Origin of the sequence: Bradyrhizobium sp. SBR1B (assembly GCF_014198205.1) — a bacterium.
In the GTDB taxonomy this organism is placed as follows: domain Bacteria; phylum Pseudomonadota; class Alphaproteobacteria; order Rhizobiales; family Xanthobacteraceae; genus Bradyrhizobium.
This window is the reverse complement of record NZ_JACIHC010000002.1, coordinates 159,123-183,096: the sequence shown is the minus strand read 5'-3', so window position 1 is coordinate 183,096 and position 23,974 is coordinate 159,123. Positions and strand designations below refer to the sequence as shown.

The 23,974-nt window shown below is 64.1% G+C and carries 25 protein-coding genes and 1 tRNA gene; 15 read left to right on the top strand and 11 right to left on the bottom strand.

Going from position 1 to position 23,974, the window contains the following annotated elements; all coding sequences use genetic code 11:
* The first annotated feature begins 43 nt into the window (after positions 1 to 43).
* Entirely contained in the window at positions 44 to 814 is a 771-nt protein-coding gene (locus GGD61_RS05485) for a DUF2189 domain-containing protein (protein WP_026201985.1), read from the top strand.
* A gap of 191 nt (positions 815 to 1,005) precedes the next feature.
* Here the strand turns inward: GGD61_RS05485 and GGD61_RS05480 are convergent, their stop codons facing one another.
* The 3 genes from GGD61_RS05480 to GGD61_RS05470 are packed head-to-tail and all read right to left on the bottom strand — an operon-like array spanning position 1,006 to position 2,292.
* Positions 1,006 to 1,518 (bottom strand): SRPBCC family protein, encoded by a 513-nt coding sequence (locus GGD61_RS05480; protein ID WP_092260627.1) that lies wholly within the window; start codon positions 1,516 to 1,518, stop codon positions 1,006 to 1,008.
* Positions 1,515 to 1,985 (bottom strand): SRPBCC family protein, encoded by a 471-nt coding sequence (locus GGD61_RS05475; RefSeq protein ID WP_092260629.1) that lies wholly within the window; start codon positions 1,983 to 1,985, stop codon positions 1,515 to 1,517. The genes GGD61_RS05480 and GGD61_RS05475 overlap by 4 nt, the downstream gene beginning before the upstream one ends.
* Positions 1,978 to 2,292, bottom strand: coding sequence for a helix-turn-helix transcriptional regulator (locus GGD61_RS05470; RefSeq protein ID WP_183230415.1), 315 nt, complete (start codon positions 2,290 to 2,292; stop codon positions 1,978 to 1,980). The genes GGD61_RS05475 and GGD61_RS05470 overlap by 8 nt, the downstream gene beginning before the upstream one ends.
* A 116-nt stretch (positions 2,293 to 2,408) precedes the next feature.
* Here GGD61_RS05470 and GGD61_RS05465 point away from each other — a divergent pair, with 116 nt between their 5' ends.
* Both GGD61_RS05465 and GGD61_RS05460 read left to right on the top strand, forming a co-directional pair.
* Positions 2,409 to 3,854 carry an LVIVD repeat-containing protein gene (locus GGD61_RS05465; RefSeq protein WP_092260633.1) on the top strand — a complete coding sequence of 482 codons (1,446 nt, stop codon included), beginning with the start codon at positions 2,409 to 2,411 and terminating at the stop codon, positions 3,852 to 3,854.
* Positions 3,855 to 4,111: 257 nt separating this feature from the next.
* Positions 4,112 to 4,732 (top strand): LysE family translocator, encoded by a 621-nt coding sequence (locus GGD61_RS05460; RefSeq protein WP_177237307.1) that lies wholly within the window; start codon positions 4,112 to 4,114, stop codon positions 4,730 to 4,732.
* A gap of 3 nt (positions 4,733 to 4,735) precedes the next feature.
* On the opposite strand, the gene GGD61_RS05455 is transcribed toward GGD61_RS05460, so the two are convergent.
* Positions 4,736 to 5,539 (bottom strand): N-formylglutamate amidohydrolase, encoded by an 804-nt coding sequence (locus GGD61_RS05455; RefSeq protein ID WP_183230414.1) that lies wholly within the window; start codon positions 5,537 to 5,539, stop codon positions 4,736 to 4,738.
* 75 nt (positions 5,540 to 5,614) lie between these two features.
* On the opposite strand from GGD61_RS05455, the gene GGD61_RS05450 reads away from it, so the two are divergent.
* A complete protein-coding gene (locus GGD61_RS05450; protein ID WP_092260637.1) occupies positions 5,615 to 6,013 on the top strand; it encodes a gamma-glutamylcyclotransferase in 399 nt (132 codons plus the stop codon).
* Positions 6,014 to 6,069: 56 nt separating this feature from the next.
* Here GGD61_RS05450 and GGD61_RS05445 read toward each other — a convergent pair whose 3' ends face one another.
* Entirely contained in the window at positions 6,070 to 6,633 is a 564-nt protein-coding gene (locus tag GGD61_RS05445; protein WP_092260639.1) for a chlorite dismutase family protein, read from the bottom strand.
* A 436-nt stretch (positions 6,634 to 7,069) separates the two neighbouring features.
* On the opposite strand from GGD61_RS05445, the gene dnaG reads away from it, so the two are divergent.
* The 3 genes from dnaG (at position 7,070) to GGD61_RS05430 (ending at position 12,174) form a co-directional block, all read left to right on the top strand.
* Positions 7,070 to 9,091, top strand: coding sequence for a DNA primase (gene dnaG / locus GGD61_RS05440; RefSeq protein WP_092260641.1), 2,022 nt, complete (start codon positions 7,070 to 7,072; stop codon positions 9,089 to 9,091).
* Positions 9,092 to 9,467: 376 nt separating this feature from the next.
* Positions 9,468 to 11,609: an RNA polymerase sigma factor RpoD gene (rpoD, locus tag GGD61_RS05435; RefSeq protein WP_092260643.1), complete on the top strand. Its 2,142-nt coding sequence runs from the start codon at positions 9,468 to 9,470 to the stop codon at positions 11,607 to 11,609.
* Positions 11,610 to 11,793: 184 nt separating this feature from the next.
* Positions 11,794 to 12,174 carry a thiol-disulfide oxidoreductase DCC family protein gene (locus GGD61_RS05430; protein WP_092260645.1) on the top strand — a complete coding sequence of 127 codons (381 nt, stop codon included), beginning with the start codon at positions 11,794 to 11,796 and terminating at the stop codon, positions 12,172 to 12,174.
* A gap of 18 nt (positions 12,175 to 12,192) precedes the next feature.
* Here the strand turns inward: GGD61_RS05430 and GGD61_RS05425 are convergent, their stop codons facing one another.
* The gene (locus GGD61_RS05425) at positions 12,193 to 12,429 is read right to left on the bottom strand and encodes a hypothetical protein (protein ID WP_018318231.1); all 237 of its coding nucleotides are present in this window, start codon (positions 12,427 to 12,429) and stop codon (positions 12,193 to 12,195) included.
* Positions 12,430 to 12,890: 461 nt separating this feature from the next.
* On the bottom strand, positions 12,891 to 13,235 hold the full coding sequence (locus GGD61_RS05420) for a hypothetical protein (protein ID WP_092260647.1): 345 nt from the start codon (positions 13,233 to 13,235) through the stop codon (positions 12,891 to 12,893).
* 268 nt (positions 13,236 to 13,503) lie between these two features.
* Between GGD61_RS05420 and GGD61_RS05415 the strand changes: the two genes are divergently transcribed.
* Positions 13,504 to 14,307, top strand: coding sequence for a lytic murein transglycosylase (locus GGD61_RS05415; protein ID WP_092260649.1), 804 nt, complete (start codon positions 13,504 to 13,506; stop codon positions 14,305 to 14,307).
* 103 nt (positions 14,308 to 14,410) lie between these two features.
* Here GGD61_RS05415 and GGD61_RS05410 read toward each other — a convergent pair whose 3' ends face one another.
* The gene (locus GGD61_RS05410) at positions 14,411 to 15,241 is read right to left on the bottom strand and encodes an SDR family oxidoreductase (RefSeq protein WP_092260651.1); all 831 of its coding nucleotides are present in this window, start codon (positions 15,239 to 15,241) and stop codon (positions 14,411 to 14,413) included.
* A 120-nt stretch (positions 15,242 to 15,361) separates the two neighbouring features.
* Between GGD61_RS05410 and GGD61_RS05405 the strand changes: the two genes are divergently transcribed.
* From GGD61_RS05405 to GGD61_RS05390, 4 genes are all read left to right on the top strand, one after another.
* Positions 15,362 to 15,736: a response regulator gene (locus GGD61_RS05405; RefSeq protein WP_092260653.1), complete on the top strand. Its 375-nt coding sequence runs from the start codon at positions 15,362 to 15,364 to the stop codon at positions 15,734 to 15,736.
* Positions 15,737 to 15,953: 217 nt separating this feature from the next.
* Positions 15,954 to 16,565, top strand: coding sequence for a LysE family translocator (locus GGD61_RS05400; RefSeq protein ID WP_028140463.1), 612 nt, complete (start codon positions 15,954 to 15,956; stop codon positions 16,563 to 16,565).
* 665 nt (positions 16,566 to 17,230) lie between these two features.
* Positions 17,231 to 18,442 carry a GGDEF domain-containing protein gene (locus GGD61_RS05395; protein ID WP_177237308.1) on the top strand — a complete coding sequence of 404 codons (1,212 nt, stop codon included), beginning with the start codon at positions 17,231 to 17,233 and terminating at the stop codon, positions 18,440 to 18,442.
* 34 nt (positions 18,443 to 18,476) lie between these two features.
* A complete protein-coding gene (locus GGD61_RS05390) occupies positions 18,477 to 19,103 on the top strand; it encodes an N-acetylmuramoyl-L-alanine amidase (protein WP_092260657.1) in 627 nt (208 codons plus the stop codon).
* Between the two features lie 147 nt (positions 19,104 to 19,250).
* Here the strand turns inward: GGD61_RS05390 and GGD61_RS05385 are convergent, their stop codons facing one another.
* From GGD61_RS05385 to GGD61_RS05375, 3 genes are all read right to left on the bottom strand, one after another.
* Complete coding sequence (locus GGD61_RS05385; protein WP_018318223.1) at positions 19,251 to 19,592, bottom strand: hypothetical protein; 342 nt, start codon at positions 19,590 to 19,592, stop codon at positions 19,251 to 19,253.
* Positions 19,593 to 19,773: 181 nt separating this feature from the next.
* Positions 19,774 to 20,673 carry an RNA polymerase sigma factor RpoH gene (gene rpoH / locus GGD61_RS05380; RefSeq protein ID WP_018318222.1) on the bottom strand — a complete coding sequence of 300 codons (900 nt, stop codon included), beginning with the start codon at positions 20,671 to 20,673 and terminating at the stop codon, positions 19,774 to 19,776.
* A gap of 217 nt (positions 20,674 to 20,890) precedes the next feature.
* On the bottom strand, positions 20,891 to 21,898 hold the full coding sequence (locus GGD61_RS05375) for an RluA family pseudouridine synthase (RefSeq protein WP_092260659.1): 1,008 nt from the start codon (positions 21,896 to 21,898) through the stop codon (positions 20,891 to 20,893).
* On the opposite strand from GGD61_RS05375, the gene GGD61_RS05370 reads away from it, so the two are divergent.
* The 3 genes from GGD61_RS05370 to GGD61_RS05360 all read left to right on the top strand — a co-directional run bounded on the left by GGD61_RS05370 (position 21,897) and on the right by GGD61_RS05360 (position 23,973).
* Positions 21,897 to 22,241 carry a hypothetical protein gene (locus tag GGD61_RS05370; RefSeq protein ID WP_028140457.1) on the top strand — a complete coding sequence of 115 codons (345 nt, stop codon included), beginning with the start codon at positions 21,897 to 21,899 and terminating at the stop codon, positions 22,239 to 22,241. The two genes, GGD61_RS05375 and GGD61_RS05370, sit on opposite strands and share 2 nt — an antisense overlap.
* A 57-nt stretch (positions 22,242 to 22,298) precedes the next feature.
* Positions 22,299 to 22,373, top strand: a tRNA-Glu gene (locus tag GGD61_RS05365).
* Between the two features lie 85 nt (positions 22,374 to 22,458).
* On the top strand, positions 22,459 to 23,973 hold the full coding sequence (locus tag GGD61_RS05360) for a site-specific integrase (protein WP_183230413.1): 1,515 nt from the start codon (positions 22,459 to 22,461) through the stop codon (positions 23,971 to 23,973).
* Position 23,974: the final 1 nt, after the last annotated feature.

Genomic DNA, 23,974 nt, shown 5'->3' with positions numbered 1-23,974 from the left:
CATGCGCGCGACGAAAGATCGCGCCGATGTGTGGAGGGAGCTGATGTCCATCTCCGGCAAGGTCGATCCGGTGGTACGTCGCGTCGCGGCGACCGATATCGCCGAGGCGCTGGTCGAGGGTCTGCGCGATTTCCAGGCGCTACCGTTTTACGGTCTCTGCTTCGGCGCGCTCTACGCCGCCGGCGGCATCGCCATCATGCTGTGCCTCACCGCCTTCGGAATGGTCTATCTCGTCTATCCCCTGGCGGCAGGCTTCGCGTTGATCGGGCCATTCGTGGCGATCGGGCTCTATGAGGTCAGCCGCCGCCGCGAGCGCGGCGAGCCGGTCTCCTTCGGCGCGATCTGGTCGGCCGTGCGCGCGCGCAGCGAGATCGGCTGGATGGCGTTCGTCACGCTGTTCGTGTTCGTGATCTGGATGTATCAGGTGCGGCTCCTGATCGCGCTGCTGCTCGGTCTGCACGCTTCGTTCTCGAGCCTTCAGGAATTCATGACCGTGGTGCTGACCACGAATGAAGGCCTGCTGTTCCTCGGCATCGGCAATGCGGTCGGCGCGGTGCTGTCGCTGATCCTGTTCTCGCTGACCGTGGTGTCGTTTCCGCTGTTGCTCGACCGCGAGGTCGATTTCGTCACGGCGATGGTGACAAGCGTGCGCGCGGTGGTGACGAGCCCGCTGCCGATGATCACATGGGCCGCCGTGATCGTGATGCTGCTGATCGTCTCGGCGCTGCCTTACTTTCTTGGGCTGATCGTGACGTTACCCGTGCTCGGGCATGCGACCTGGCATCTTTATCGGCGGCTGGTGGTGCCGGTGTAGCTAGTCGCTGTCCTTTTGCCCTTGGGCGGTGCCGTAGGGTGGGCAAAGCGACTTGTCCGCCGTAGCTCGAAGAGCGAAGGCGGAAGCGTGCCCACCACCCCTCTCAGCCGGGGACAGATGGTGGGCACGGCGCAAGTGCGCCTTTGCCCACCCTACGATGCCGAGTTCGCGGAGACAGACCCCGTCTCGCCCTACGGCGTCTTGATCCCCATCGCCTTCAGGGCATCCAGCATCCGCTGCGGTGGCCCCATCTTCACCGCCAGCGGCTTGCCGGTTTCCAACAGGCTCTTGAGGCTGGACAGGATCGCGGGCCAGCCCGAACGGCCACCGGCGAGGATGTCCTCGCTGAGCGGGCGGTCGTGGCCTTCGCTCATGGTAAGCCGGACCGCATCGCCGGCCTGTTCGATCTCGTAGGTGACGAGAGTCGGCCCGAGCTTCTCGATCAGCTCGGGCCAGTTGACGTTGAAGGTGACCGACAGCTTTCGCGGCGGATCGTAGGCGAGAACCTCGCCGCTGATGTGCAACGCGCCATCGGGCGTGCGCACGGTGAACGCGCCGCCAAGGCGCGGCTCGACCTCCACGGCATTGCCGAAGAAATACTGCTTGCTGAACTGGGCCGAGGTCAGCGCCTCCCACACTTTCTCCGGCGTCGAGGCGATGTAGATGGTGTAGACCGTCAGCGGCTTGAATTGATCGAGGTTCATTTTGCGTCGAATCCCTTGTTGAGCGCCGTGCGGGGAATGGCGAGCACTTTGCCCCTCTCCAGCAGGCTCTTGAGCCCGGACAGGATCGCCGGCCAGCCATTGGAGACGGCGCCGAGATATTTGCCGCCCTCGACGAAGCCGTCATGCAACACGGTCAAACGCACGAGCGCGCCGAACGGTTCGATGGTGAAGACGACGCGTGAGATTGGCTCGCCGCGCAGCTCTTCGAATTTCTGGTGCTTGAAGCTGTAGGACAGGCGGCGCGGCGGATCGGATTCCAGGATTTCGCCGGAATCGGTGACCTCGCCATCGAGCGTAAGCGCAAAGGGCGAGCCGACCTGCCAGTCGGAGCGGACCTCGGCGCCGAACCAGTACTGCCTGGTGAATTCGCTCGACGTCAACGCCTCCCACAGCTTTTCCGGCGTGGTCTCGATATAGGTCACGTAGACGAACTCCGGCTTACTCATCGCGCTTCTCCAACTGGCGTTTCAACTCGCTGAGCGCGGCGAGCTTGCCGCGCTCGAATTTTTTGATCCAGCGTTCGCCGATCTGATGGATCGGCACCGGGTTGAGATAGTGCAGCTTCTCGCGGCCATGCCTGATGGCGGTGACGAGATTGGCCTCTTCCAGGATCGCAATGTGCTTGGTCACGGCCTGCCGCGTCATCGCAAGGCCCTCGCAGAGCTCGTTCAGCGTCTGGCCGTTCCTGGCATGAAGCCTGTCGAGCAGCGACCGTCGTGACGCATCGGCGAGCGCTTTGAAGACCTCATCCATGGTGTCGATAATAGGCAACCAAATGGTTGCATGTCAAGATGGAGTCTTTGGCGCGCGCAGTCGGCCGTGCTAGCCTCGACGCTCAGCCAACGCAGATTGGTTCCGGGAGGATTTTGATGTTCCGTCGCGTTTCACGTGTTGCCGCTCTCGTCCTTTTCGCGTGCAGCACCGCGGCCCAGGCGCAGAAGCAGACCATCGGCGCGCCGCCCGAAGCGTCCAACATGAAGCTAGTCGGGAGCAACGACCTCCAGGCCCGCAGCGCCTATCAGCCGACCATCCATCACCAGGGCGATCGCTGGATCGCCTATATCGGCCATCACGGCGGCACTGATGATGTGCCCGCGCCCGTCAACCCGATGACGGGCAAGGCCGAGCCGAACGGAACCTCGATCGTCGACGTCACCGATCCCGCGCGTCCAAAATATCTGCGGCATCTGCCGGGGCAGGAGGGCAAGTACGAATCCGGCGGCGCGCAGATGGTGCGGGTGTGCGACGGCAAGGCCTTGCCGAGGGGCGATCCCAACGCGGTCTACATGCTCAGGACGTTCGGCGGCGAGGCGCACGAGATCTGGAACGTCACCGATCCCGCGAGCCCCGTGCTCATCACCCGCATCGGCGGCCTGAAGGACACCCACAAGAGCTGGTGGGAATGCGACACCGGTATCGCCTATCTCGTCTCGGGCGCGCCGGACTGGCGCACGCGGCGGATGACGCAGATCTATGATCTCTCCGATCCCGCGCGCCCGCAGAAGATCCGCGATTTCGGTCTGCCCGGTCAGGAGCCCGGTTCGACCGGCGCGGTGCCGACCGAATTGCACGGGCCGATCTCGACCGGGCCCGACGGCAACCGCGTCTATTTCGGCTACGGCACCAACAAGGGCGGCATTTTGCAGATCGTCGATCGCGACAAGCTCTTGAGCGGGGCAAAGGAGCCGACGCCGGACAATCTGCGCTATCCCGAGATTGCGCGCATGCCGATGTCCGCCTTCAACGGCGCGCACACGACGTTTCCGATGCTCGACATGCCCATCGCGGAATTCGCCGAGGACAAGGACGGCAAGACCCGCGACATCGTCATGATCGTGAATGAAGCGATCCTCAACGAATGCGGCGAGGCGCGGCAGATGGTGTGGTTCGCCGACGTCACCACCGAGACGCGGCCGATGATGATCTCGAGCTACACCGTGCCGGAGGCGAGCGGGCGGTTCTGTCAGCGCGGCGGGCGCTTCGGCGCGCATTCCTCCAACGAGAGCATGGCGCCGGTCTACTACAAGAAGATGGCCTTCATTGCCTTCTTCAATGCCGGCGTGCGCGCGCTCGATATCCGCGATCCCTATCATCCCAAGGAGGTCGGCTATTTCATTCCCTCGATCACGGCTGCGACCGACAAGCGCTGCATCCCGATCGAGGGCGGCGAGCGCTGCAAGGTCGCGATCCAGACCAACAATGTCGAGACCGATGATCGCGGCTACATCTACATCGTCGACCGCGCCAATACCGGCCTGCATATCCTGGAGCTGACCGGCCCGGCCCGCAATGTCGCCGGCCTGCCGAAGAACTGATGATGCGGCGCGGACCGATGTCGGCGTCGATGTTGGTACGTCGCTTCCACATTCTCCGCTGTCATTCCCCGCGCAGGCGGGGAATCCAGTATTCCAGAGACGTTGGTGAAGTGCGGAGGCGTCGCGGCGTACTGGATCCCCCGCTTTCGCGGGGGATGACACCGTTGGTTGAGCGCGCACCTTGCGCTCATCTCACTTCCCTCTGCGCCCGTCCCATGCATTAATATGGCCCAACCGCTCCGAGCCGAGTCTCCCCCATGATGTCCATGCAAGCCTATTTCGCCTTCGTCGCCGCCTGCATTGCGCTGGCGCTGCTGCCGGGGCCGATCGTCACCCTCGTCATCGCCAACGGCCTGCGCCACGGCACGCGTGCCGCGCTGACCAACGTGGCCGGTGCGCAGGCCGGCCTTGCCATCGTCATCGGCATCGTCGCGGTCGGCCTGACCTCGCTGATGGCGACCATGGGCTACTGGTTCGACTGGGTGCGCTTTGCCGGCGCCACCTATCTCGTCTGGCTCGGCATCAAGCTGATCTGGGCGCCGGTCGAGGGCGTCGATGTCGACACACCGCCACCGCCGCCGCGCGGCGGCTTCTTCCTGCAGGGTTTCCTGGTGCTGCTGTCGAACCCGAAAGTGCTGGTGTTCTTCGGCGCCTTCATCCCGCAGTTCATGGACATGAACCAGCCGCACTTTCCGCAAGTGGCGCTGCTGGGCGCGACCTTCATGGTCACCGCCGTGGTGACCGATGCGCTCTACGCCATCGCCGCAGGCCGCGCGCGAAAATTTTTCTCGGCCCGCCGCACGCGGATGATGTCGCGCATCTCCGGCGGCTTCATGATCGGCGGCGGCATTTGGCTGGCGCTGACCAGGGCGAAGTGAGGCTTACACCAACAGCTCCACCTTCAGCTCCATCTCGACCTCGGCAAGGATCCTTGCCAGCCGTTCGGCCCATTGCTGCTGGCCGGTGTGGTCGGCGATCAGATCCTGCCGGATCTCGATGCCAGTGTTGACGAGGCCGCGCCCTTCGCCGTGGACGGGGATGGTGTAGTCGGTGAGGTCGCTGACCGCGTAAGGCTCGTTGTCGCCGACAACGAGATCGCCCTCTGCGCGCAGATGTTTCAACAGCAGTTGCGGCAGCACGGTGTCGCGGTTGTAGAGCGCGGCGATGTGCCAGGGCCGCGCGACGCCGGCATAGACGGGCGTGAAGCTGTGCAGCGACGCCAGCACCGTCGGCCGCTTGTCGTGCAGGCGGGCGTCGATCGCGGCATCGATGCGATCATGATAAGGCTCGAAAATCTCGCGCCGCCGTGCCTCCCGCTCCCCATCCGATATCCCTTCGTTGCGCGGGATCGCGGTGGCTTCGGAGATCACGGGGATCGAGCTTGCAGCAGAAGGCGGGCGGTTGCAGTCGATCACGAGCCGCGAATAGCGCTGCGCGATCAGATGCGCACCCAGCAACCTTGCGAGCCGCTCGGCGACGCCGGCAATGCCGATGTCCCAGCCGATGTGCCTGACAAGCTCGCTTTCCGCGATGCCGAGATCGCCGAGCGCGCGGGGCAGCACCCGTCCGTAATGATCCGAGGTGAGCAGAAAGGGCGAAGTCCCTTCGGCATTTACCTCATGCACGGGCAAAATATCGCCCTCGCCGAGCAGTTGATCGGCGGCCTCGGCCGTGTGCAGATCCATCCTGATTGCCTATGAAACGATTACGTGTCTAAACGGAGTAACGATATTGCACCGACGTCGCAACTTTAGAGCAGCATGACCTCCGATCGCCTTTTCGTCTACGGCACCCTGATGCGCGGCTTCGACCATCCGATGGCGCGACTGCTCGCGGGCCACGCCGATTTTGTGGGTGAAGCGACCTGCCGCGGCCGGCTCGTCCTGGTGAAGCATTATCCGGGACTGCTGCTGTCGAATGCTGCCTCCGACATCGTTCATGGCGAGCTCTTCCGGATGCGCGTACCTGACGAGCTCCTGGGCGAGCTCGACATGTACGAGGCCTGCGGCGAAGGTTTTCCCGAGCCGACCGAATATCTGCGCCGGCTGATCGACGTGACGCTGCCTGATGGCACCACGGAGAAGGCCTGGACCTATGTCTACAACTGGCCCCTCACGGGTTTGCCGCTCATCGAGTCCGGGCGGTTCTTGGCGCACTAGTTGTTTTCGAGCATGATCTTCTCGGAAAACCGCTTCGCACTTTTCCGGATCATGCTCTAAGCCGACAGCACTTCCTTCACCACGCGCACGTCGACCTCGCGCTCGACGTAACTCCATTCCTCGGTTTCCCGGAGCATCGCCACCAGCTCCTCGAACAAGGAGGCATGCACGGGGGCGAATTCGAACCAGGTCAGGAAATCGAAGGGCTCGCCGAGGTCGCGGCAATGATAGAGCTGGCGCGCGATCGCGGGCAGGAAACGAAGGCTGCTCGCGATGTGGTGCGACTTGTCCTCGAAGATCTGGCGGCGCTCTTCCTGCGTCAACTCCCACCAGGCCTGCGATTTGCGGATCGGGATCAGCGCCGCGCTGGTTGCTTCCATCCGGCCGAGCCCGGCCTGCACGGCTGTGAGCTGCTGCTTCTCGGGCCGCTCGGTGTAGCGCAAATTGCTGGGGGCGCCGACCAGCCGCCAGGCATTGCGCGAGGGCACCAGCGGCAATGAGACGGCCTCGCTGTCCGTCACCGACAGCGCCGGCATGAAGGGCAGGGGCTCGCCGGTCACGGGCGCGATCGAGACCACGCGCCAGCCCCCGCTGTGTCCGCCCCGAAAGGTCCTGAACATGGGGATATGGAAGCGTGGAACCGGGTTAGGTTCAAGGGGCTCGTCATTTCGGCACTACGGTCCCGTCATCCTGAGGCGCGAGTGGCGCCATGCCATGCATCGCGCCGGGAGCTTGAAGGATGAACGGCCGCGCTGATGCTCAGTACTCGACGCGGTTAGAGCCGGGCCGACGCCCTTCGAGGCTCGCCGAAGAGGCGAGCACCTCAGGGTGACGGATGAAAGCAATCGCTCGTGGCATTGGGCTCGCGCTGATGCGTCCGCGGCGCTGTCAATATTCGCGTGTAGGTATTCGTCTTGGAGACAAATAGCGTATGTGGACAAAGTGGATATGGACGGAACGTATCAAGAACATTAAATGAGCAATTGAAGCAAGGCAACGATTTGCCTTTCTGAGTTGGGCGGCTCCGTGCGGCCACTGACAGAGTTCCATTCCCCCATGCGCTTCACGCCCCAATTCCTCGACGAGCTTCGTGCCCGGCTTTCGGTCTCCGAAGTCGTGGGCAAGCGCGTCAAGCTGAAGAAGGCCGGGCGGGAGTGGAAGGGGCTGTCGCCGTTCCAGCAGGAGAAGACGCCGTCCTTCTACGTCAACGACCAGAAGGGTTTTTACCACGACTTCTCCTCCGGCAAGCACGGCGACATCATCTCCTTCGTGATGGAGACCGACGGCCTGCCGTTCGCGGAGGCCGTCGAGCGGCTCGCCAGCATGGCGGGCCTGGCGCTGCCGGCGGTGACGCCGGATGCGGCGCGGCAGGAGCAGCGCCGCCGCACGCTGCATGACGTCATGGATCTCGCCGCGACCTATTTCGCGGAGACGCTGGCCTCGCGCGTCGGCGCCAAGGCACGCGGCTATCTCGCCGACCGCGGGATCTCGCCGGCGACTCAATTGCAGTTCCGCCTCGGCTATGCCTCGCCCGATCGCTTCGCGCTGAAGGAGCATCTCGGCAAGCTCGGTGTCTCCGTTGACGACATGGTCGAGACCGGCCTGCTGGTGGCCGGCGACGATATTCCCGTTCCCTACGACCGCTTCCGCGATCGCGTGATGTTCCCGATCACCGATCTGCGCGGCCGCGTCATCGCCTTCGGCGGGCGCGCGCTGGAGAAGGACGTTCCGGCCAAATACCTCAATTCGCCGGAGACGCCGCTCTTCCACAAGGGCGACAATCTCTACAATCACCAGACCGCGCGCAAAGCCACCCATGACGGCAGCGCGCTGATCGTGGTCGAAGGTTATGTCGACGTCATCGCCATGGTCACCGCGGGCTTTGCCGGCGCCGTCGCGCCGCTCGGCACCGCGCTCACCGAAAGCCAGCTGGCACTGCTCTGGAAGATGGCGGACGAGCCGATCCTCTGCTTCGACGGCGACCGCGCCGGCCAGAAGGCGGCTTATCGTGCCGCTGATCTCGCGCTGCCATTTCTCGCGCCCGGAAAGAGTCTTCGTTTCGCGCTGTTGCCGGAGGGGCAGGACCCCGACGATCTCGCGCGCTCCGGCGGTCGCGGCGCGATCGAGGAAGTCATCGCGGCGGCGAAGCCGCTTGCCGAGATGATCTGGTCGCGCGAGCTCGAAGGCGGCAATTTCGCCACCCCCGAGCGCCGCGCCGCGCTGGAGGCGCGCGTCAAGGAGCTCTCCAACGGCATCCGCGACGAGGTGGTGCGGCGCTATTACCGCGATGATTTTGCCGAGCGGCTTCGGCGCACTTTCGCGCCTGAGGGTGGCCGCAGCGGCTTTGCCGGCCGGGGCAATCTCCAAGGTAATTCCGGCCGCCAATTCCAGCCCCGGGCTGCGGGAGGCGCGAATCGATTCGGGGGGCAGGGATTCGGGGGAGGCCTCGGCGGCGGGCGCCGGGGCGCGCCCGGCCCCACCCTGTTACCCTCCGGCCCCTACCAGGCGGCGAGCCCGCAGCTGGCGGCAAGCCCGATCATGCGCGGCCAGCGCAGCGCCATCTCCCGCCGGGAGGCCCTGATCCTGCAATGCCTGATCAACCACCCCTGGCTGCTGCACGATCACCTCGAGGAGGTCGCCGCCCTGGAGCTCGCTCATCCCGAGGCCCACAAGCTCAGGGCCGGCATCATCGCCGCCTTTGCCAACGACCACCACCATTCCCCGGACCCCGGCGAGCAGGCCGAAAAGATGCGCGGCGATCTCGCCAAAGGCGGATTTTCGCAAGTCCTTCAACGGGTTGAGAACGGCATCACCACCGCGGCGGTGTGGGGTGCCCGCGAAGGCGCCGCGCCCGACGACGTTCTCGCCACCTGGCATCAGCTGGTTGCCTTGCATCGGCAATGGCATTCACTACTTAGAGAGCTGAAAGACGCCGAGCTGGCCTTGGGGGAGGACCCCAGCGAGGCCAATTTGGCGTGGCTGCGTGACGTCAAGGCCCGGATGGCCGAGGTCGATGGCACCGAAGCCCTGATCGAGGGTTTTGGCGAGCTGTCGGGTCGGTTCCAGAAGAGCGTGTGATGAAAGAATCATGCGGACGGCCGGAGCCGGAACCGCTAAAAGACTCGCCAAATCCAAGGTTTGGCGGCAAAAACAGGGTTAATCGAGGCTTAACGGTCTTGTAGCACTTTGGCCACCAGGCGGCCGCAGGCAGAACAGACGCGTCAGGAATGAATCCGCGCAATTGCTGTTGGCACTACACCTGCATCCGCTGCGACAAAGAGGCTGACGAAGCGTTAGGCATTTCCGGCGAGAGAGAGTTGGGGGTGGCGAGAGATATGTGCGCCGCCCTTTCCGTGTCGAGAGCTGCCGAAGCGAGAGCGTCGGGCAACAGGTTCATGTGAATTCAGGCAGACGCGGCGAGCCGACTGCATTGAAGCGCGTTTAGGAGCAATGGATGGCCACCAAGGCAAAGACGCTGCAGGCGAAGGACAAGGAAAAAGACGACAAGGCAGCGGACGCGCCGGAAAAGGATTCCCAGGACGCGCCCTCGCCGTTGCTTGACCTGTCCGACGCCGCCGTAAAGAAGATGATCAAGCAGGCCAAGAAGCGCGGCTTCGTGACCTTCGATCAGCTCAACGAAGTCTTGCCGTCCGACCAGACCTCGCCCGAACAGATCGAGGACATCATGTCGATGCTCTCCGACATGGGCATCAACGTCACCGAAGCCGACGATAGCGAAGGCGAGGAAGACAAGGACGAGGGCGGCGAGGACGAGACCGACAACGAGCTCGTCGAGGTCACCCAGAAGGCCGTCACCGAGGTCAAGAAGAGCGAGCCGGGCGAACGCACCGACGATCCCGTGCGTATGTATCTGCGCGAGATGGGCACGGTCGAGCTGCTCTCCCGCGAAGGCGAAATCGCCATCGCCAAGCGCATCGAGGCCGGCCGCGAGGCGATGATCGCAGGGCTGTGCGAAAGCCCGCTGACCTTCCAGGCCATCATCATCTGGCGCGACGAGCTCAACGAAGGCAAGATCTTCCTCCGCGACATCATCGATCTCGAAGCCACCTATGCCGGCCCCGACGCCAAGGCCGGGATGAACAATGCGATGATCGCAGGTCCCACCGGCGAGAACGGTGAAGCGCCCGCCGAGGGCGGCCAGGCCGCCGCGACCGGCGCGCCCGCGCATGTCGCCCCGCCCGCCGCGCCGCCGTCGCCGACCCCGTTCCGCGCCGCGCCTGCGCCGGGCGGCACGGAAGCCGGCGAGGAGAAGGATCCGGGCGAGGCTGCGGCCGAGTCCGACATGGACGACGACGAGTTCGAGAACCAGATGTCGCTCGCGGCCATCGAGGCCGAGCTCAAGCCGAAGGTGGTCGAGATCTTCGACAAGATCGCCGACAGCTACAAGAAGCTGCGCAAGCTTCAGGAGCAGGACATCCAGAACCAGCTCCAGAACGAGTCGCTCTCGCCGCACCAGGAGCGCAAGTACAAGAAGCTGAAGGACGAGATCATCGTCGAGGTGAAGTCGCTGCGCCTCAACCAGGCCCGTATCGACTCGCTCGTCGAGCAGCTCTACGACATCAACAAGCGCCTCGTCTCGCATGAGGGCCGCCTGATGCGCCTTGCCGACAGCCACGGCGTCGCGCGCGAGGACTTTTTGCGCAACTACACCGGCTCGGAGCTCGATCCGCGCTGGCTCAATCGCGTCTCGAAGCTCTCGGCCAAGGGCTGGAAGAACTTCGTCCATCACGAGAAGGACCGCATCAAGGATCTGCGTCACGAGGTGCATCAGCTCGCCGCGCTGACCGGCCTCGAGATCGTCGAGTTCCGCAAGATCGTGCACTCCGTGCAGAAGGGCGAGCGCGAGGCACGCCAGGCCAAGAAGGAGATGGTGGAAGCCAACCTCCGTCTCGTGATCTCGATCGCCAAGAAATACACCAACCGCGGCCTGCAATTCCTCGACCTGATCCAGGAAGGCAACATCGGCCTGATGAAGGCGGTCGACAAGTTCGAGTACCGCCGCGGCTACAAGTTCTCGACCTACGCGACGTGGTGGATCCGGCAGGCGATCACCCGCTCGATTGCGGACCAGGCCCGCACCATCCGCATCCCCGTGCACATGATCGAGACGATCAACAAGATCGTGCGCACGAGCCGCCAGATGCTCAACGAGATCGGCCGCGAACCGACCCCGGAAGAGCTCGCCGAGAAGCTCGGCATGCCCTTGGAGAAGGTCCGCAAGGTCCTGAAGATCGCCAAAGAGCCGCTTTCGCTCGAAACGCCCGTCGGTGACGAAGAGGATTCACACCTCGGCGATTTCATCGAGGACAAGAACGCGATCCTGCCGATCGACGCCGCGATCCAGTCCAATCTGCGCGAGACCACCACGCGCGTGCTCGCCTCGCTCACCCCGCGCGAAGAGCGCGTGCTCCGCATGCGCTTCGGCATCGGCATGAACACCGACCACACGCTGGAAGAAGTCGGTCAGCAGTTCTCGGTGACGCGCGAGCGTATTCGTCAGATCGAAGCCAAGGCGCTGCGGAAGCTGAAGCATCCGTCGAGGAGCCGGAAGCTGCGGAGCTTCTTGGATAATTGATCGGGATTGTCATGCCCGGGCCCGACCCGGGCATCCATCGTAACGAAGACGGCGGGCCGAAAAGCCCGCCGTTTTTCTTTGTGCTAGCGCCTGGATTGCGTCGGATAGTAAATTGCGAGGCGGATGCCGTTGGTTTGCTCATTCCATCTCCGTTGCTCTTCCGCTTTTTTCAACCCCGCCAGCTATGCCCGACTATCACCTCACCGTCTGGTACAACACCCGCTGCCCCGTCTGCGACGCCGGCATCGACTGGCAGCGCAACAAGCTGCTGGCGCTGGTGCGCGCGGGTACGGTCGAGTTCAGAGACATCAACGAGCAGCCCGACGCGCTGGCGCACTTTGGTGCTTCGCTCGACGACATCAGGCGGCGCCTGCATGCGACCGATGAAGCGGGGCGGCTCATCGTCGGTGCGGATGTCGCGATTGCGTTGTGGAGGTTGACTCCGGGGGAGGGCTGGCTTGCTGCGCTGTTCGGCAATCGCGTGGCGCTGCCATTCACGCGGTTCGGCTACGACCGGTTTGCCGATCTGCTGTTTGCCTGGAATAAAAGGAGCGGGCGCTGGTGAGCGCCTGCTTATGTCGTCCTACTTCTTCTTCACCCCGACCCGCTCGATCCGCTTGATCTCGAGCGCGGGGCGGCCGCTCTTTTCGGCGATCTCGCGGTCCTGCTCCATGATGAAGGCGCGGGCGGGTTCGTCGCCGTCGAGGCCGCCGAGCAGCTCGCTGGGTACGCGGCGGTTGGAGCGCTGGGAATCGTCTTCATAGAAGACGTTGAAAAAGGCGAATTCGCCTTTGGGATTGGTTCCGGGTTTTTTGGCCATGGCGGCTTGTCGTCGATAGCCGCGTCATAGTCAAATGACTTCGCGCGTCGCCGGGGTCGGTACGGAGCCGTGGGCCCGCTGCGCAAGGGATCCTTGCCTCAATAAACGGCGGGCCGAAGCCCGCCGCTTATTTTTGGTCTTCAGCGTCACCCGGGGCTGGCAGGGTGACAACCTAAAATAGAAGGCTATAGAAGACGCCCTGCGATGGCAAGGCAAATCGTGGCGGCGTTGATGTCGCAGCGAGCGGATCAGATATGCGATGGTCGCGACATCTGGTTTCGATTCACATCGAAGCAATTGTTTAGAGCGTCAAACCAGTTTGTTCATCTTGCCGGCCCTCGCGATGCAACGCGCGTGGCGCGCTGTGTCGGAAGGCGCGCCAGCCTGCACCTCTTCCCGCCTGCGTGCAGACAGTGTGATCTCGATTTGTAAAAGCGGGTTCCATCGCCGCGGCTAATGTCTCAATGCGCGCGCGTGCGCCGCGCCGTCTCCTGCATCGCCAGCCGCGACCCGCGTCCGCCGCCCTTGCCGCTGTGCTCTTTAAGTCCCTGCGCCATGATCGCGCTGCCCATCGCAGCCGAGCCGAAGGTGATGAGGAACGAAGCCACCAGCAGCGCGAGCGCGATGCCGGGCGAGCTGTCGGCGAAGATCAGCTCGCGCAGATGTCCGGGGTTGAGCCAGAGCAGGCCGCCGACGAGGAGCGTCGCGGCGCAGGCGCCGATCGCGAGGTTGATGGCGAGCAGGCGGAACAGGGGAATGCGGAGGAGGGAGCGGGCTGGCCGGTGAGGATGTTGATGGTTGGACATGGTTGATCGCTTCATCCTGGCTCAACGTCGTCGTCGATCGCGCAGCGGTGTGGCGCAAGCAACATTGTCACAGCGCCAGCTCTCTCATCCATCAATCCGGCCGGTCATGGAGGCTTCTCCTTGGCGGCTCCCGTGTATTCGCAATCTAGACAGCAGGGCGTGAGACAGTTTGATGCGGATCAAGCTTGCTGCTTTGACGCTCGCTGCGTTCCCGGGCATGATCCGCGCGCTGCTTCGCAGCTTGAGATTTTTAAGGGGATTGCTCCACATGCTGAGACTGCTTCTCGCCGCCGCGTCCGTCATTTGTCTGGCCGGCGGGGCGCAGGCCGCGCGCTGCGGCGGGGACTTCAACAGTTTCGTCGCCACCATGGCCCAGGAAGCGCAAGCAGCCGGCGTCTCGGCAAGCGTGACCAACGCGGCGCTCAGCGGCGTCACCCCCGATGGCGCGGTGCTTGCCTTCGACCGGCGCCAGCGCCACACCTTCAACAAGAGCTTTGAGCAGTATGTCTCGACCCGCGTCGGCCCCGGCCGCATCAATGGCGGTCGTGCCCTCTTGCAGCGCCACGCCGCGCTGCTCTCGCGCATCGAGCAGCAGTTCGGCGTGCCCCGCTATATCCTGGTCGCGATCTGGGGGCTGGAGAGCGATTTCGGCAAGGGCGACATCGGCAAGATGCCGGTGGTCCGCACGCTGGCAACCCTCGCGCATGATTGCCGCCGCACCGACCTGTTCCAGGGCGAGCTGCTCGCTGCGCTGAAGATCGTGCAGCGCGGCGACCTGCCGCTGCGCGACCTGATTGGCGCCTTCGCCGGCGAGATCGGCCAGACCCAGTTCCTGCCGTCGTCCTACATCAAATACGGCGTCGATTTCGACGGTGACGGCCATGTCGACCTCCGTCACAGCGTCCCCGACGTGCTCGCCTCGACCGCGAATTTGCTCCACACCAGCGGCTTCAAGATGGGCCAGCCCTATGGCGAAGGCACCGCCAATTTCGAGGCGATGCGCGAGTGGAACAGGGCGGTGGTGTATCGCAAGACCATCGGGTATTTCGCCGATCGCCTTGCGGGACAGTGACCACATACTCAGTCTCGTAGGGTGGGCAAAGCGTAGCGTGCCCACGACTTCTGTCGGCGGCAAAGAGATCATGGGCACGCTACGCTTTGCCCACCCTACGAATTCACGTTCCCTTCGCCATCTTCTCCAGCCGCCGCTGCAGCGGCGCCCAATACGTTGCCGGCCGAAACCGCTGCAACAGGTCCATGAAGCGGGCGTCGTTGCCGATCAGGATGCGGGGCTCGTTCTTCTCGATACCCCTGATGATGCGCAGCGCGGCGTCCTTCGGCGTGGTCCTTGCCGCGGTCTCGAACCGCTCGATCGATTGCGCGCGGCGGGCATTGTCGGTGACACCGACCCCGGTGCGGGAGTTGCGCGCGATGGCGGTAGCGACGCCGCCGGGATGCACGACCGACAGCCTGACCGGGCTGCCCGCCACCGCAAGCTCGTGCCGCACGCTCTCGGAGAAGCCGCGCACAGCGAACTTGGCCGCCGCGTAAGCCGATTGCCCCGGCGGCGCGATGATGCCGAAGATCGAGGAAAGGTTGACGATGTGCGCCTCAGCCCTCGTCTTCAGATGCGGCAGGAAGGCGCGCGTGCCGTGCACCACGCCCCAGAAATTGATGTCGAACAGCCAGTCCATCTGCGCCTGGTCGATCTCCTCGAACGAGCCCATCAGCGCGACGCCGGCATTGTTGACGACGATGCCGAGCGCAGGATGGGTAGAGGTCGCCTCGTTCGCGAACTGCGCGATGTCGTCGGGCTCGCCGACGTCGACGCGGTGCACGCTGACCTTGCGTCCCGCGCCGATCTCGGCCGCGAGCGTCTTCAGCCCGGCCTCGTCGCGATCGGCCAGCGCAAGATCGCAGCCGCGCTGTGCAAGCTCGATCGCCAGCGCCCGGCCGATGCCGCTGGCGGCTCCCGTGATGGCGGCGGCGCCGCGAATCGTGGTCATGAACCCCCCGTCAAGTCCCTGCGCGTGGAACCATGATTTACATTTTTTCAGAATGGAACTGAACCGCAGGCGCCCTGGCTCCTTAACATACGTTACGCAAGCGATCATTGGGAGACGCTGATGGGACAGGCACAGCCATTTCGTGCAACTGCGCTGATCGTTGAAGACGACGTCATGCAGCGGGAGATGCTGAGCCTGCTGCTGGAGGAGAGCGGCTACCACGTCATCCAGTGCGAAAGCGCCGAGGCCGCCGAGCGCGTCCTCGACAAGAGCGCCGGCGCGCTCTGCCTGATGATGACCGACGTCCAGCTCGCGGGGCGCATGAACGGTGTCGAGCTCGCGCACGTCGCCAAGGACCGCAATCCCAAGCTCGACGTCGTCGTCACCTCCGGCCGCCCCCTGATGCAGCCCTTGCCCGACGGCGCAAAGTTCTGGGCCAAACCCTGGGCGCCGCTCGACGTGCTGCGCGAAGCCGAGCTCGCGCAGCTGGCTTGAAGCGAAGGTTTTGCTATCAAATCCGTCATCCTGAGGTGCGAGGCATCGGGCGCAAAGCGCCCGATGGGAAGCCTCGAAGGATGCACGGCCGCGATGCAGCCGGGCCGTCGCCCTTCGAGGCTGGCCCAAGCGGGCGAGCACCTCAGGTTGACAGTCAGAGACTGAAGGCCCGAGACCTGACTTCCCCGCCGCGAGGCGGGTTGATAAGGTCGGCCCCATGTCCTGGTCCTTCCTGCTCACCTCGCTCATCGTCGTCGCCTCGCCCGGCACCGGCGTGCTCTACACCCTGGCTGCGGCGCTGACGCGCGGCTCGCGTGCCAGTCTCGCGGCCGCCTTCGGCTGCACGCTCGGGATCGTGCCGCACATGATGGCGGCCATGCTCGGGCTCGCCGCCGTGCTCCACACCAGCGCGCTCGCCTTTGCCGCGCTGAAATGGGGCGGGGTGCTCTATCTGCTTTACATGTCCTGGCAGGCGCTACGCGAGCAAGGTGCGCTGGCGGTCGAGGGCGAGATCCGCGAGCGTTCGGTCGGCCGCGTCATCGTCACCGGCTTTCTGATCAACATCCTCAATCCAAAACTGTCGATCTTCTTCCTCGCCTTCTTGCCGCAATTCATCGCCGCGGACGAAGCCCATGTGCTGGCGCGCATGCTGGAATTGAGCGGCGCCTTCATGGCGATGACCCTTGCGGTGTTCGTGGTCTACGGCCTCTGCGCCGCCTCGGTGCGCGAGCACGTCATCTCCCGCCCGCGCATCATGGCCTGGCTGCGCCGCAGCTTCGCCGCCGGTTTCGCCGCGCTCGGCGCCAAGCTGGCCTTTGCGGAGAGGTAGTTTCTCCTTCACCTTTTGAAAGGTTCGTCATGCCCGGGCTTGTCCCGGGCATCCACGTTCTTGATGCGGCGTCCAGGAGGGGCAGCGTTCTCAACACCACCCAATAAAAAAGCGGGCCTCGCGCCCGCCACCTTCAAACTTACCCGACGCCCGGGCGGAGCAAGCTCCACCCGGGCAAAGAACAAGCCTCGTTACTTCTTCTTCGCCTTCTTGGCCTTCTTCGCCTTCTTCTTCGTCGCCTTCTTCGCTTTCTTAGCCATAGGATCCTCTTAAGGGTTAATGGTGGAACGCGACACGAGGGATGCTCGGCGGAGGGCCAGCCTCGCAACATCCTCGACGACAAACTCAGCAGATTCGCGCCTTCCTGCCCCGCGCTGTCACATCCGTGTCATCGCGTTATCCACAGCTCAGATGCATTTTCGGGTGATTTTGGTGCGCGAATCCGCATCGCGGCGTCGAAGCGGCGTCGCCGCCGACATCCCTAACGATCCGACAACGGAGCGGCGCCGTTCATGAATCCAAAACCAAAGGCGCGTTTTGCCGGAACGCGGTGAGACTCCATTAAGCGCGAAGGCCGCATTCTTCTCCGCAAGAAAACGGGGATGGGTCATGGACGGACGGCTGCCAGGGACGGGGGGCGCGACGCTGCGCATGCCGCGCGCGTCATGCTGAACGTACCGACGCTCTGGACCGTCTTCGTCGTCAACTTCCTGGCGCTCGGCGTGATCTGGGCCTACGTGACGCGCTCCTATCCGAAATTTGCCGCCGCGCGGTTCTGGATGGCATCGTCCTTTGTCGGTGCGATCGGGGCGATGACGGCGCTGGTGCGCCTGTTCGTGGCGTCTCCCCTTCCGCTTCTGCTCGGTGCGGCCGGTGTGATCGCCGCGAGCTGCCTCGCCGCGATGGGCATTCAGCGCTTCTATGGCCGGCCGGTCTCATGGCGCCTGATGACGGCGACGGGAGCCTTGAGCCTTGCCGGCGTCGTGGTCTTCATGGTCGGCTTCGAGCACATGCAGCTGCGCATGCTCAGCTACACGCTCGGTCAGGCCCTGCCGCTGATGCTGGCGCTGCGCCTGCTGCTGTCGCCGCCGGAAGGGCGCGTCAGCCCGGGCGCGCGGCTGTCAGGCATCGTCATCCTCACCATCATCGCGATCCTCATTGCCCGCACGATCGGCAATCTGCTCGGCCACGATCTGTCGGCGAAGGCCGGCGGCCAGACCCATGCCGTGATGGTGCTGGGGCTGCTGTTCCTGTCGATGACGCTCAATTTCGGCTTCCTGCTGATGGCGATGGACCGGCTGCGGGGCGAGGTCGCCGACCTCGCGCTGCTCGACGATCTCACCGGCGTCGCCAACCGGCGGCATCTGCTGCAGCGCCTGACCGAGGAATGCGCCCGCTCGGAGCGCAGCGGTGCGCCGTTCTCGCTGCTGGTGATCGATCTCGACGGCTTCAAGACCATCAACGACACCCACGGCCATGCCGCCGGCGATGCCTGCCTGCAGCACTTCACACTGATGGCGCAGACGCGGCTGCGGCCCGGCGACATGCTGGCCCGCACCGGTGGCGACGAGTTCTGCGTCGTGCTGCCGTCCTCGTCCTTGCGCGAGGCCGCCGCGATCGCCCGCCGCGTGCTCGAGGTCTGCCGTCAGGATGCCGAGGCCTGCACCGGCAGCGAGATCCCGATCGCGATCTCGATCGGAGTCGCGCAGTGGGATCGCGGCATCGGCGAATTCCCGGATCGCCTGATGGCCAATGCCGACCACGCCCTCTATGCCGCCAAGAAGAACGGCAAGAACGATTTTGCCGTCTACGATCCGTCGCCGCCGCTCTCGCCTGAGCCGATCGGCCGGGGCGAGACCGCGCGCCATTTCGCCTGAGGCCATGCTAGGTTGCGGTCACCGTTGGACCCGCATGATGATCGCTCGCCTGCTCGCGGCCGTTCTGGCCGCTTTCTTTCTGATCGCCCCCGCCGCTGCCGAAGATGCCGAGCTCGCAAAGCTCGCACGCGCCTCCGGCACGCCCGACATTCCCGGCCTGAAGCTGGTCTGGCTGGCGCCCTGGGGTGACGTCCGGAACGCAAGACCCTGGCGCAACATCATCGTGCACCAGACCGAAGGGCCGGCGGGCTCGGCGCGCGGCGGTGCGCAAGCGCAAGCGAAGACCCCGACGCGGCGCGGCGTCACCGTGTGGGTGGAAACCGACGGCACGGTCTATTGGGCGGTCGCGGAAAACCTGGTGCCGACCCATGGCGACGGCGCCAATCGCAACGACAACAAGTTCATCGACAACAGCGCGACCTATCGGCAAGTGGTGCGCGACAATTCGATCGGCGTCGAGTTCGCCGGCAATTATCCTGATGTGACGACCGGTCCGACCGACGCGCAGGTCGCGGCGTGGCGCGTGCTCGTTCAGGTCCTGCGCGCGCGCTACGACATCCCGCTCGACCGCGTCTATGCCCACAACTGGATCGACTACAAGGACGCGCGCTATTGCGAAGGCTGCTGGCTCGCCACGCTGGCGAGGATGTGGGGGGAGTAGGAGGTGCGCTCCCTCGCCCCGCTTGCGGGGACGGGGACGCTGAGAGTTGGACTCGCGGAGAGTCCCCCTCACCCGAATTTGCGCTTCGCGCAAATTCGACCTCTCCCCGCAAGCGGGGCGAGGTGAACGACCGGCGGCCCGGATTGGCTACACCGCCTGCGCCATCCAACCGAAGAACCGTCGCATCAATCCCGGCCGCTGCGGCAATTCCGGCGGATCATCGACCGCCAGCACGCGTTTGAAGAAGTAATCCAGAAACACCATGTCGTTCGGCTCGGTGACGGTGAATGTCTCCTCGCCGAAGAACACGCTGTAACTGAAGAAGAACGGCCCCATCAGCGGGATCGTCGCCGTGCCTGCATAGTCCTTGGAGATCACGAACTCCGACGGCTCGAGCCCATGCTCGCGCATCGCCTGCTCGACCAGCGGCAGCTTGCGCATGAACTGGGGAGAGAAGCCGCCGACGGTGGATTGCAGGATGATCGACACGGTGCGTGCCCGCTCTTGTGATGTGATCCGACCATCATGTGTCGGGCGACCCGTCATAGGCGTTCAAGTGCCCCCGCCAGCTTCGCGAAGCTGGCGCAGCTCACCCAACAAAAAAGCCGGCGTTGCCGCCGGCTTTTTCTCTTTCTCGATCCGCCAATCTCTTACCGCGGAAAAGCCCCGCTTAGTGCGCGGCTTCCAGCGCGGCCTGTTCGGCCCTTGCGATCGTGCCCTTGACCGCGGACTGCACCTTCTCGAAGGCGCGGACCTCGATCTGGCGGACGCGCTCGCGCGACACGCCGAACTCGGCAGCGAGGTCTTCCAGCGTCATCGGCTCATCGGCGAGGCGGCGAGCCTCGAAGATGCGGCGTTCGCGCGGGTTGAGCACGCCCATGGCGCCGTTCAGCGCGTCACGGCGTTCGTCGTACTCCTCGTGCTCGGCCAGCATGGCTTCCTGGTTGGGCGTATTGTCGACCAACCAGTCCTGCCACTCGCCGGCTTCGCCGTCGTCGCGGATCGGTGCGTTGAGCGACGCGTCGCCACCGAGGCGGCGGTTCATGTCGATCACGTCCTGATCGGTGACGCCGAGGCGCTTGGCAATGATCTTCACCTGGTCGGGACGCAGATCGCCCTCGTCCAGCGCGTTGATCTTGCTCTTCGCCTTGCGCAGGTTGAAGAACAGCTTCTTCTGGTTCGCGGTGGTGCCCATCTTCACGAGCGACCAGGAACGCAGAATGTACTCTTGAATCGACGCCTTGATCCACCACATCGCATAGGTGGCGAGACGGAACCCCTTCTCGGGTTCGAAACGTTTCACCGCCTGCATCAGGCCGACATTGCCTTCCGAGACGACCTCGGAGATCGGCAGGCCGTAGCCGCGATAGCCCATGGCGATCTTGGCCACGAGCCGGAGGTGGCTGGTGACGAGTTGGTGCGCCGCGTCGCGATCGTCATGCTCGCGCCAACGCTTGGCGAGCATGTATTCCTGCTGGGGTTCCAGCATCGGGAACTTGCGGATCTCGGCGAGGTAACGGGAAAGGCCGGATTCTCCATTGAGGACCGGCAAAGCAGCGGTACGGGCCATACTGAAGCCCTCCAAAGGTTCAGGCCCCCGATAGCGGCGGGCCAGGCAGACGACCGCTGTGTTAAAGCCGGCCGTAGCTGCGATGTTCCGTTGGTCATTTCCAACGCAGCCGCAATATACCCCATGGGGGGGCAAAAAGGGAAGGATTGCTGACGTCACGACCCCGTGTGGCAGCTATAATCTTTTGTAATGTAACGCTTTTCTTAAAGGGCCTGCGTCATACCGCCGCTTTCAGGGTGCTCTGGAGGAGAAGCAAATCCTCCGGCAAAGGCGCCTCCCAGTGGAGTAATTCTCCGGTCCTCGGGTGCTCCAATACCAGCAAATACGCATGCAGGGCCTGCCGCCCAAGCGCGGCCAGAGCGCCCTGCGACGAGGGCGCCAACTGGTTCGCCTTGGTCTTGAAATGCGGGCCATAGACGGCATCGCCCATCAGGGGATGGCCGATATGAGCGAGGTGGACGCGGATCTGGTGGGTGCGCCCGGTCTCGAGCTCGCAGGCGAGCAGCGTCGCGATCGGCTTGCCGTCGCGTCCGTTAAAACTCTCCAGAATCTCCCAATGCGTCACCGCCTCGCGGCCGCCCTGGCGCACCGCCATCTTCTCGCGTGCATGCGGATGGCGGTCGATCGGGGCGTCGACGGTGCCGCGATGGCGGCCTGGGACGCCCCAGGCAAAGGCCATGTAGCCGCGGCGCATCGCACCGGTGCGGCCGTGGTCGGCGAATTGCGCGGTCAGCGAGGCATGGGCGAGGTCGTTCTTGGCGACCACCATCAGCCCTGTGGTGTCCTTGTCGAGTCGGTGCACGATGCCGGGCCGGCGCACCCCGCCGATGCCCGACAGCGAAGAGCCGCAATGGGCGATCAGCGCGTTCACCAGCGTACCGGTCTCGTGGCCGGCCGCGGGGTGCACCACCAGCCCCTTCGGCTTGTTGAGGACGACGATGTCATCGTCCTCGAACACGATATCGAGGGCGATATCCTCCCCCTTCGGCTCCGGCGGGGCCGCCGCCGGCACGTCGATTATGATCGTATCGCCGGATGTGACGTGATAAGCGGGGTCGCGGACCGCGGAGGCCTTCAGGCTCACCGCGCCCGCCAGGATCAGGGCTTTCAGCCGCGATCGCGACAGGTCGGTGAGGTGTGCCGCCAGCACGCGGTCGAGCCGGGCCGACCCCTCGTTGCCGGCGACCACGACCTCCAACCTTTGCGCAGAGCCAAAATTTTCCATGACGACGACTGATACCGCTGTTCCCGAACCGAGCCCCGAGCAGGCCGCGCTGTTCGCGCGGGTGCGGCGGATGATGCTGATCGCGGGGTTGACCACGGCGCTGGCGATCTGCGCCGTGCTAATCGCGGTGGGCTACCGCCTTTTCAAGTCGGAGGGAAGGGCGGCCGAGGCGGCCAGTGACGTCACCGCCATCCTGCCTAAGGGCGCCAAAATCGTCTCGACCGGCCTCGCCGGCGACCGCCTCGTGGTCAGCCTGGATGTCGGCGGCGTCATCGAGATCCGCACCTTCGACGCCCACACGCTCAAGCCGGCCGGGCGGCTGAAATTCGCCAATGAGCCGTAAAAGGCTCCTCGGGGTCCTTGCGGCGGACAAATTTCGAGGCTATTGGCTAGCCCTCACGCTCCCTTCGTCTAGCGGTTAGGACGCGGCCCTCTCAAGGCTGAAACAGGGGTTCGATTCCCCTAGGGAGCGCCATTTCCTCCTAACTGCCTGACATCGCTGGCATTGCTCGGTGCAGCTTCCTCGTTTGCTACGTCTTCGTGCTACGGGAAGCGATGGAATGCCGCGTGTCTCACACCTGATCAGGCGTAACGGAATCTATTGGTTCAAGATCGATCTGCCTGACGATCTCGCGGGCCTGCCACTACCGCATTCGATCCCGCTGACAATTAAGCAACTGGAAAGCCCCACGCGGCTCGGTCGCTTCAAGACGGCAGTCTGGCTTTCGTTGAGAACGGCGGTCGAACGCGAAGCCAAGCAGCGTGTTGGCATTCAGATCGCACAACATCTAAACCTGTTCGACGCGGCGAGAGCGTTCCTGACCGGCAACTATCAGCCCGAACAAGCTGTCCCATTGACAGGTGACGATCAGTTACCTGCAACAGGTTGCATTGGGATTGTACAAAACGCCGTTTGTCTGCCGCTTCCGAAGTCAGCCAAGGCCCCGGCAGGTGCTGAGGCCTTCGGTGGACTCATGGCTGCGCCCTTAAATGTCCCCACGATAACCAAGGCGTTCCATGCATGGTCTAGCGGGGGCGGAGCGAAGGGCACAAGGACGCCTGCCCCTAACACCGTCACCGAAACTGACGCAGCCCGTCGCAGGTTCGTTGAGTTGTTCGGAGACTTGCCCGTACATCACATCAACAAAGGGCATGGCCGCGAGTATCGGGACGCAATCAGCCGAATACCCAAGGGTCTTCCGGCAGACTTGAAGCAGCTTACCCTGCCGGACTTGCTGCAACGGGATCTGAGTGCGTACGAACCACGCTTAGCAACGACCATCAACAAATCCCTGACCTTGCTCGGCGCAGTACTTGCCCGTGCCGAACAGGACGGTCACTTCGACGGGACTGGATGGCGCAACCCGTTTGACGTGGCGTTCGACGTCGATTCCGCCGATGAGGACTATTACGAGCCGTTCACCAAGGACGAGTTGAAGCTGCTGATGGCGAGCCCGGTGTTCGCTGCCGGTGTGCGCCCCAAGGGGGGACGTTGTGAGACGGCAATGTGGGCACCCTTACTCGCTCTGTTTCAAGGTGCTCGCCGCACGGAGGTGATCCAGCTATTGGTTCAGGACATAGCCAAAGACCCGGAAACCGACATTTGGACGCTGCGTTTCGACCGCGAAGGTGACAAGAGGATTAAAACCGTGTCCTCGATCCGGCGTGTCCCGATCCATCCTGAACTGGTTCGCCTCGGCTTCCCGTCATTCGTGGAGGAGCGCCGCAGGGCAGTTGGCCCATTGTCGAGCCTTTGGCCCGGATTTGAGGACAGGAGCAAGCTGGCAAGCCGTGCCAATAAATGGAGCGAGTGGTTTAACGCCTACCTCGCAGAGCACGTCGTTGATGATCCGGTGAAGAAGTTTCACTCGTTTCGCGGCACATTCAAACGGTTCGGCCGCGCTGCTGGCGTCGATGAGGTCGTGATCAATCACCTTGTCGGGCATTCTAATAGCAGTGTCGGCGCTCGATACGGACGAAAGCGTGACGCTGATGGCGTGAGGGATACCGGCTATCCGCTGCCCCGGCTAGCAGAGGAGCTTAGCAAAGTAAGGTTCGATGGAGTGAGATTGTAGA

Coding starts and splice junctions, on each gene's coding strand:
- GGD61_RS05415 (WP_092260649.1), top strand. CDS start 13,504: ATGCTGAGACTGCTTCTCGCCGCCGCGTCCGTCATTTGTCTGGCCGGC.
- GGD61_RS05395 (WP_177237308.1), top strand. CDS start 17,231: ATGCTGAACGTACCGACGCTCTGGACCGTCTTCGTCGTCAACTTCCTG.
- GGD61_RS05460 (WP_177237307.1), top strand. CDS start 4,112: ATGATGTCCATGCAAGCCTATTTCGCCTTCGTCGCCGCCTGCATTGCG.
- GGD61_RS05405 (WP_092260653.1), top strand. CDS start 15,362: ATGGGACAGGCACAGCCATTTCGTGCAACTGCGCTGATCGTTGAAGAC.
- dnaG (WP_092260641.1), top strand. CDS start 7,070: ATGCGCTTCACGCCCCAATTCCTCGACGAGCTTCGTGCCCGGCTTTCG.
- GGD61_RS05425 (WP_018318231.1), bottom strand. CDS start 12,429: ATGGCCAAAAAACCCGGAACCAATCCCAAAGGCGAATTCGCCTTTTTC.
- GGD61_RS05410 (WP_092260651.1), bottom strand. CDS start 15,241: ATGACCACGATTCGCGGCGCCGCCGCCATCACGGGAGCCGCCAGCGGC.
- GGD61_RS05455 (WP_183230414.1), bottom strand. CDS start 5,539: ATGGATCTGCACACGGCCGAGGCCGCCGATCAACTGCTCGGCGAGGGC.
- GGD61_RS05475 (WP_092260629.1), bottom strand. CDS start 1,985: ATGAGTAAGCCGGAGTTCGTCTACGTGACCTATATCGAGACCACGCCG.
- GGD61_RS05480 (WP_092260627.1), bottom strand. CDS start 1,518: ATGAACCTCGATCAATTCAAGCCGCTGACGGTCTACACCATCTACATC.
- GGD61_RS05445 (WP_092260639.1), bottom strand. CDS start 6,633: ATGTTCAGGACCTTTCGGGGCGGACACAGCGGGGGCTGGCGCGTGGTC.
- GGD61_RS05450 (WP_092260637.1), top strand. CDS start 5,615: ATGACCTCCGATCGCCTTTTCGTCTACGGCACCCTGATGCGCGGCTTC.
- GGD61_RS05430 (WP_092260645.1), top strand. CDS start 11,794: ATGCCCGACTATCACCTCACCGTCTGGTACAACACCCGCTGCCCCGTC.
- GGD61_RS05375 (WP_092260659.1), bottom strand. CDS start 21,898: ATGGAAAATTTTGGCTCTGCGCAAAGGTTGGAGGTCGTGGTCGCCGGC.
- GGD61_RS05470 (WP_183230415.1), bottom strand. CDS start 2,292: ATGGATGAGGTCTTCAAAGCGCTCGCCGATGCGTCACGACGGTCGCTG.
- GGD61_RS05370 (WP_028140457.1), top strand. CDS start 21,897: ATGACGACGACTGATACCGCTGTTCCCGAACCGAGCCCCGAGCAGGCC.
- GGD61_RS05420 (WP_092260647.1), bottom strand. CDS start 13,235: ATGTCCAACCATCAACATCCTCACCGGCCAGCCCGCTCCCTCCTCCGC.
- rpoD (WP_092260643.1), top strand. CDS start 9,468: ATGGCCACCAAGGCAAAGACGCTGCAGGCGAAGGACAAGGAAAAAGAC.
- GGD61_RS05360 (WP_183230413.1), top strand. CDS start 22,459: ATGCCGCGTGTCTCACACCTGATCAGGCGTAACGGAATCTATTGGTTC.
- GGD61_RS05465 (WP_092260633.1), top strand. CDS start 2,409: ATGTTCCGTCGCGTTTCACGTGTTGCCGCTCTCGTCCTTTTCGCGTGC.
- GGD61_RS05400 (WP_028140463.1), top strand. CDS start 15,954: ATGTCCTGGTCCTTCCTGCTCACCTCGCTCATCGTCGTCGCCTCGCCC.
- rpoH (WP_018318222.1), bottom strand. CDS start 20,673: ATGGCCCGTACCGCTGCTTTGCCGGTCCTCAATGGAGAATCCGGCCTT.
- GGD61_RS05485 (WP_026201985.1), top strand. CDS start 44: ATGTCCATCTCCGGCAAGGTCGATCCGGTGGTACGTCGCGTCGCGGCG.
- GGD61_RS05390 (WP_092260657.1), top strand. CDS start 18,477: ATGATGATCGCTCGCCTGCTCGCGGCCGTTCTGGCCGCTTTCTTTCTG.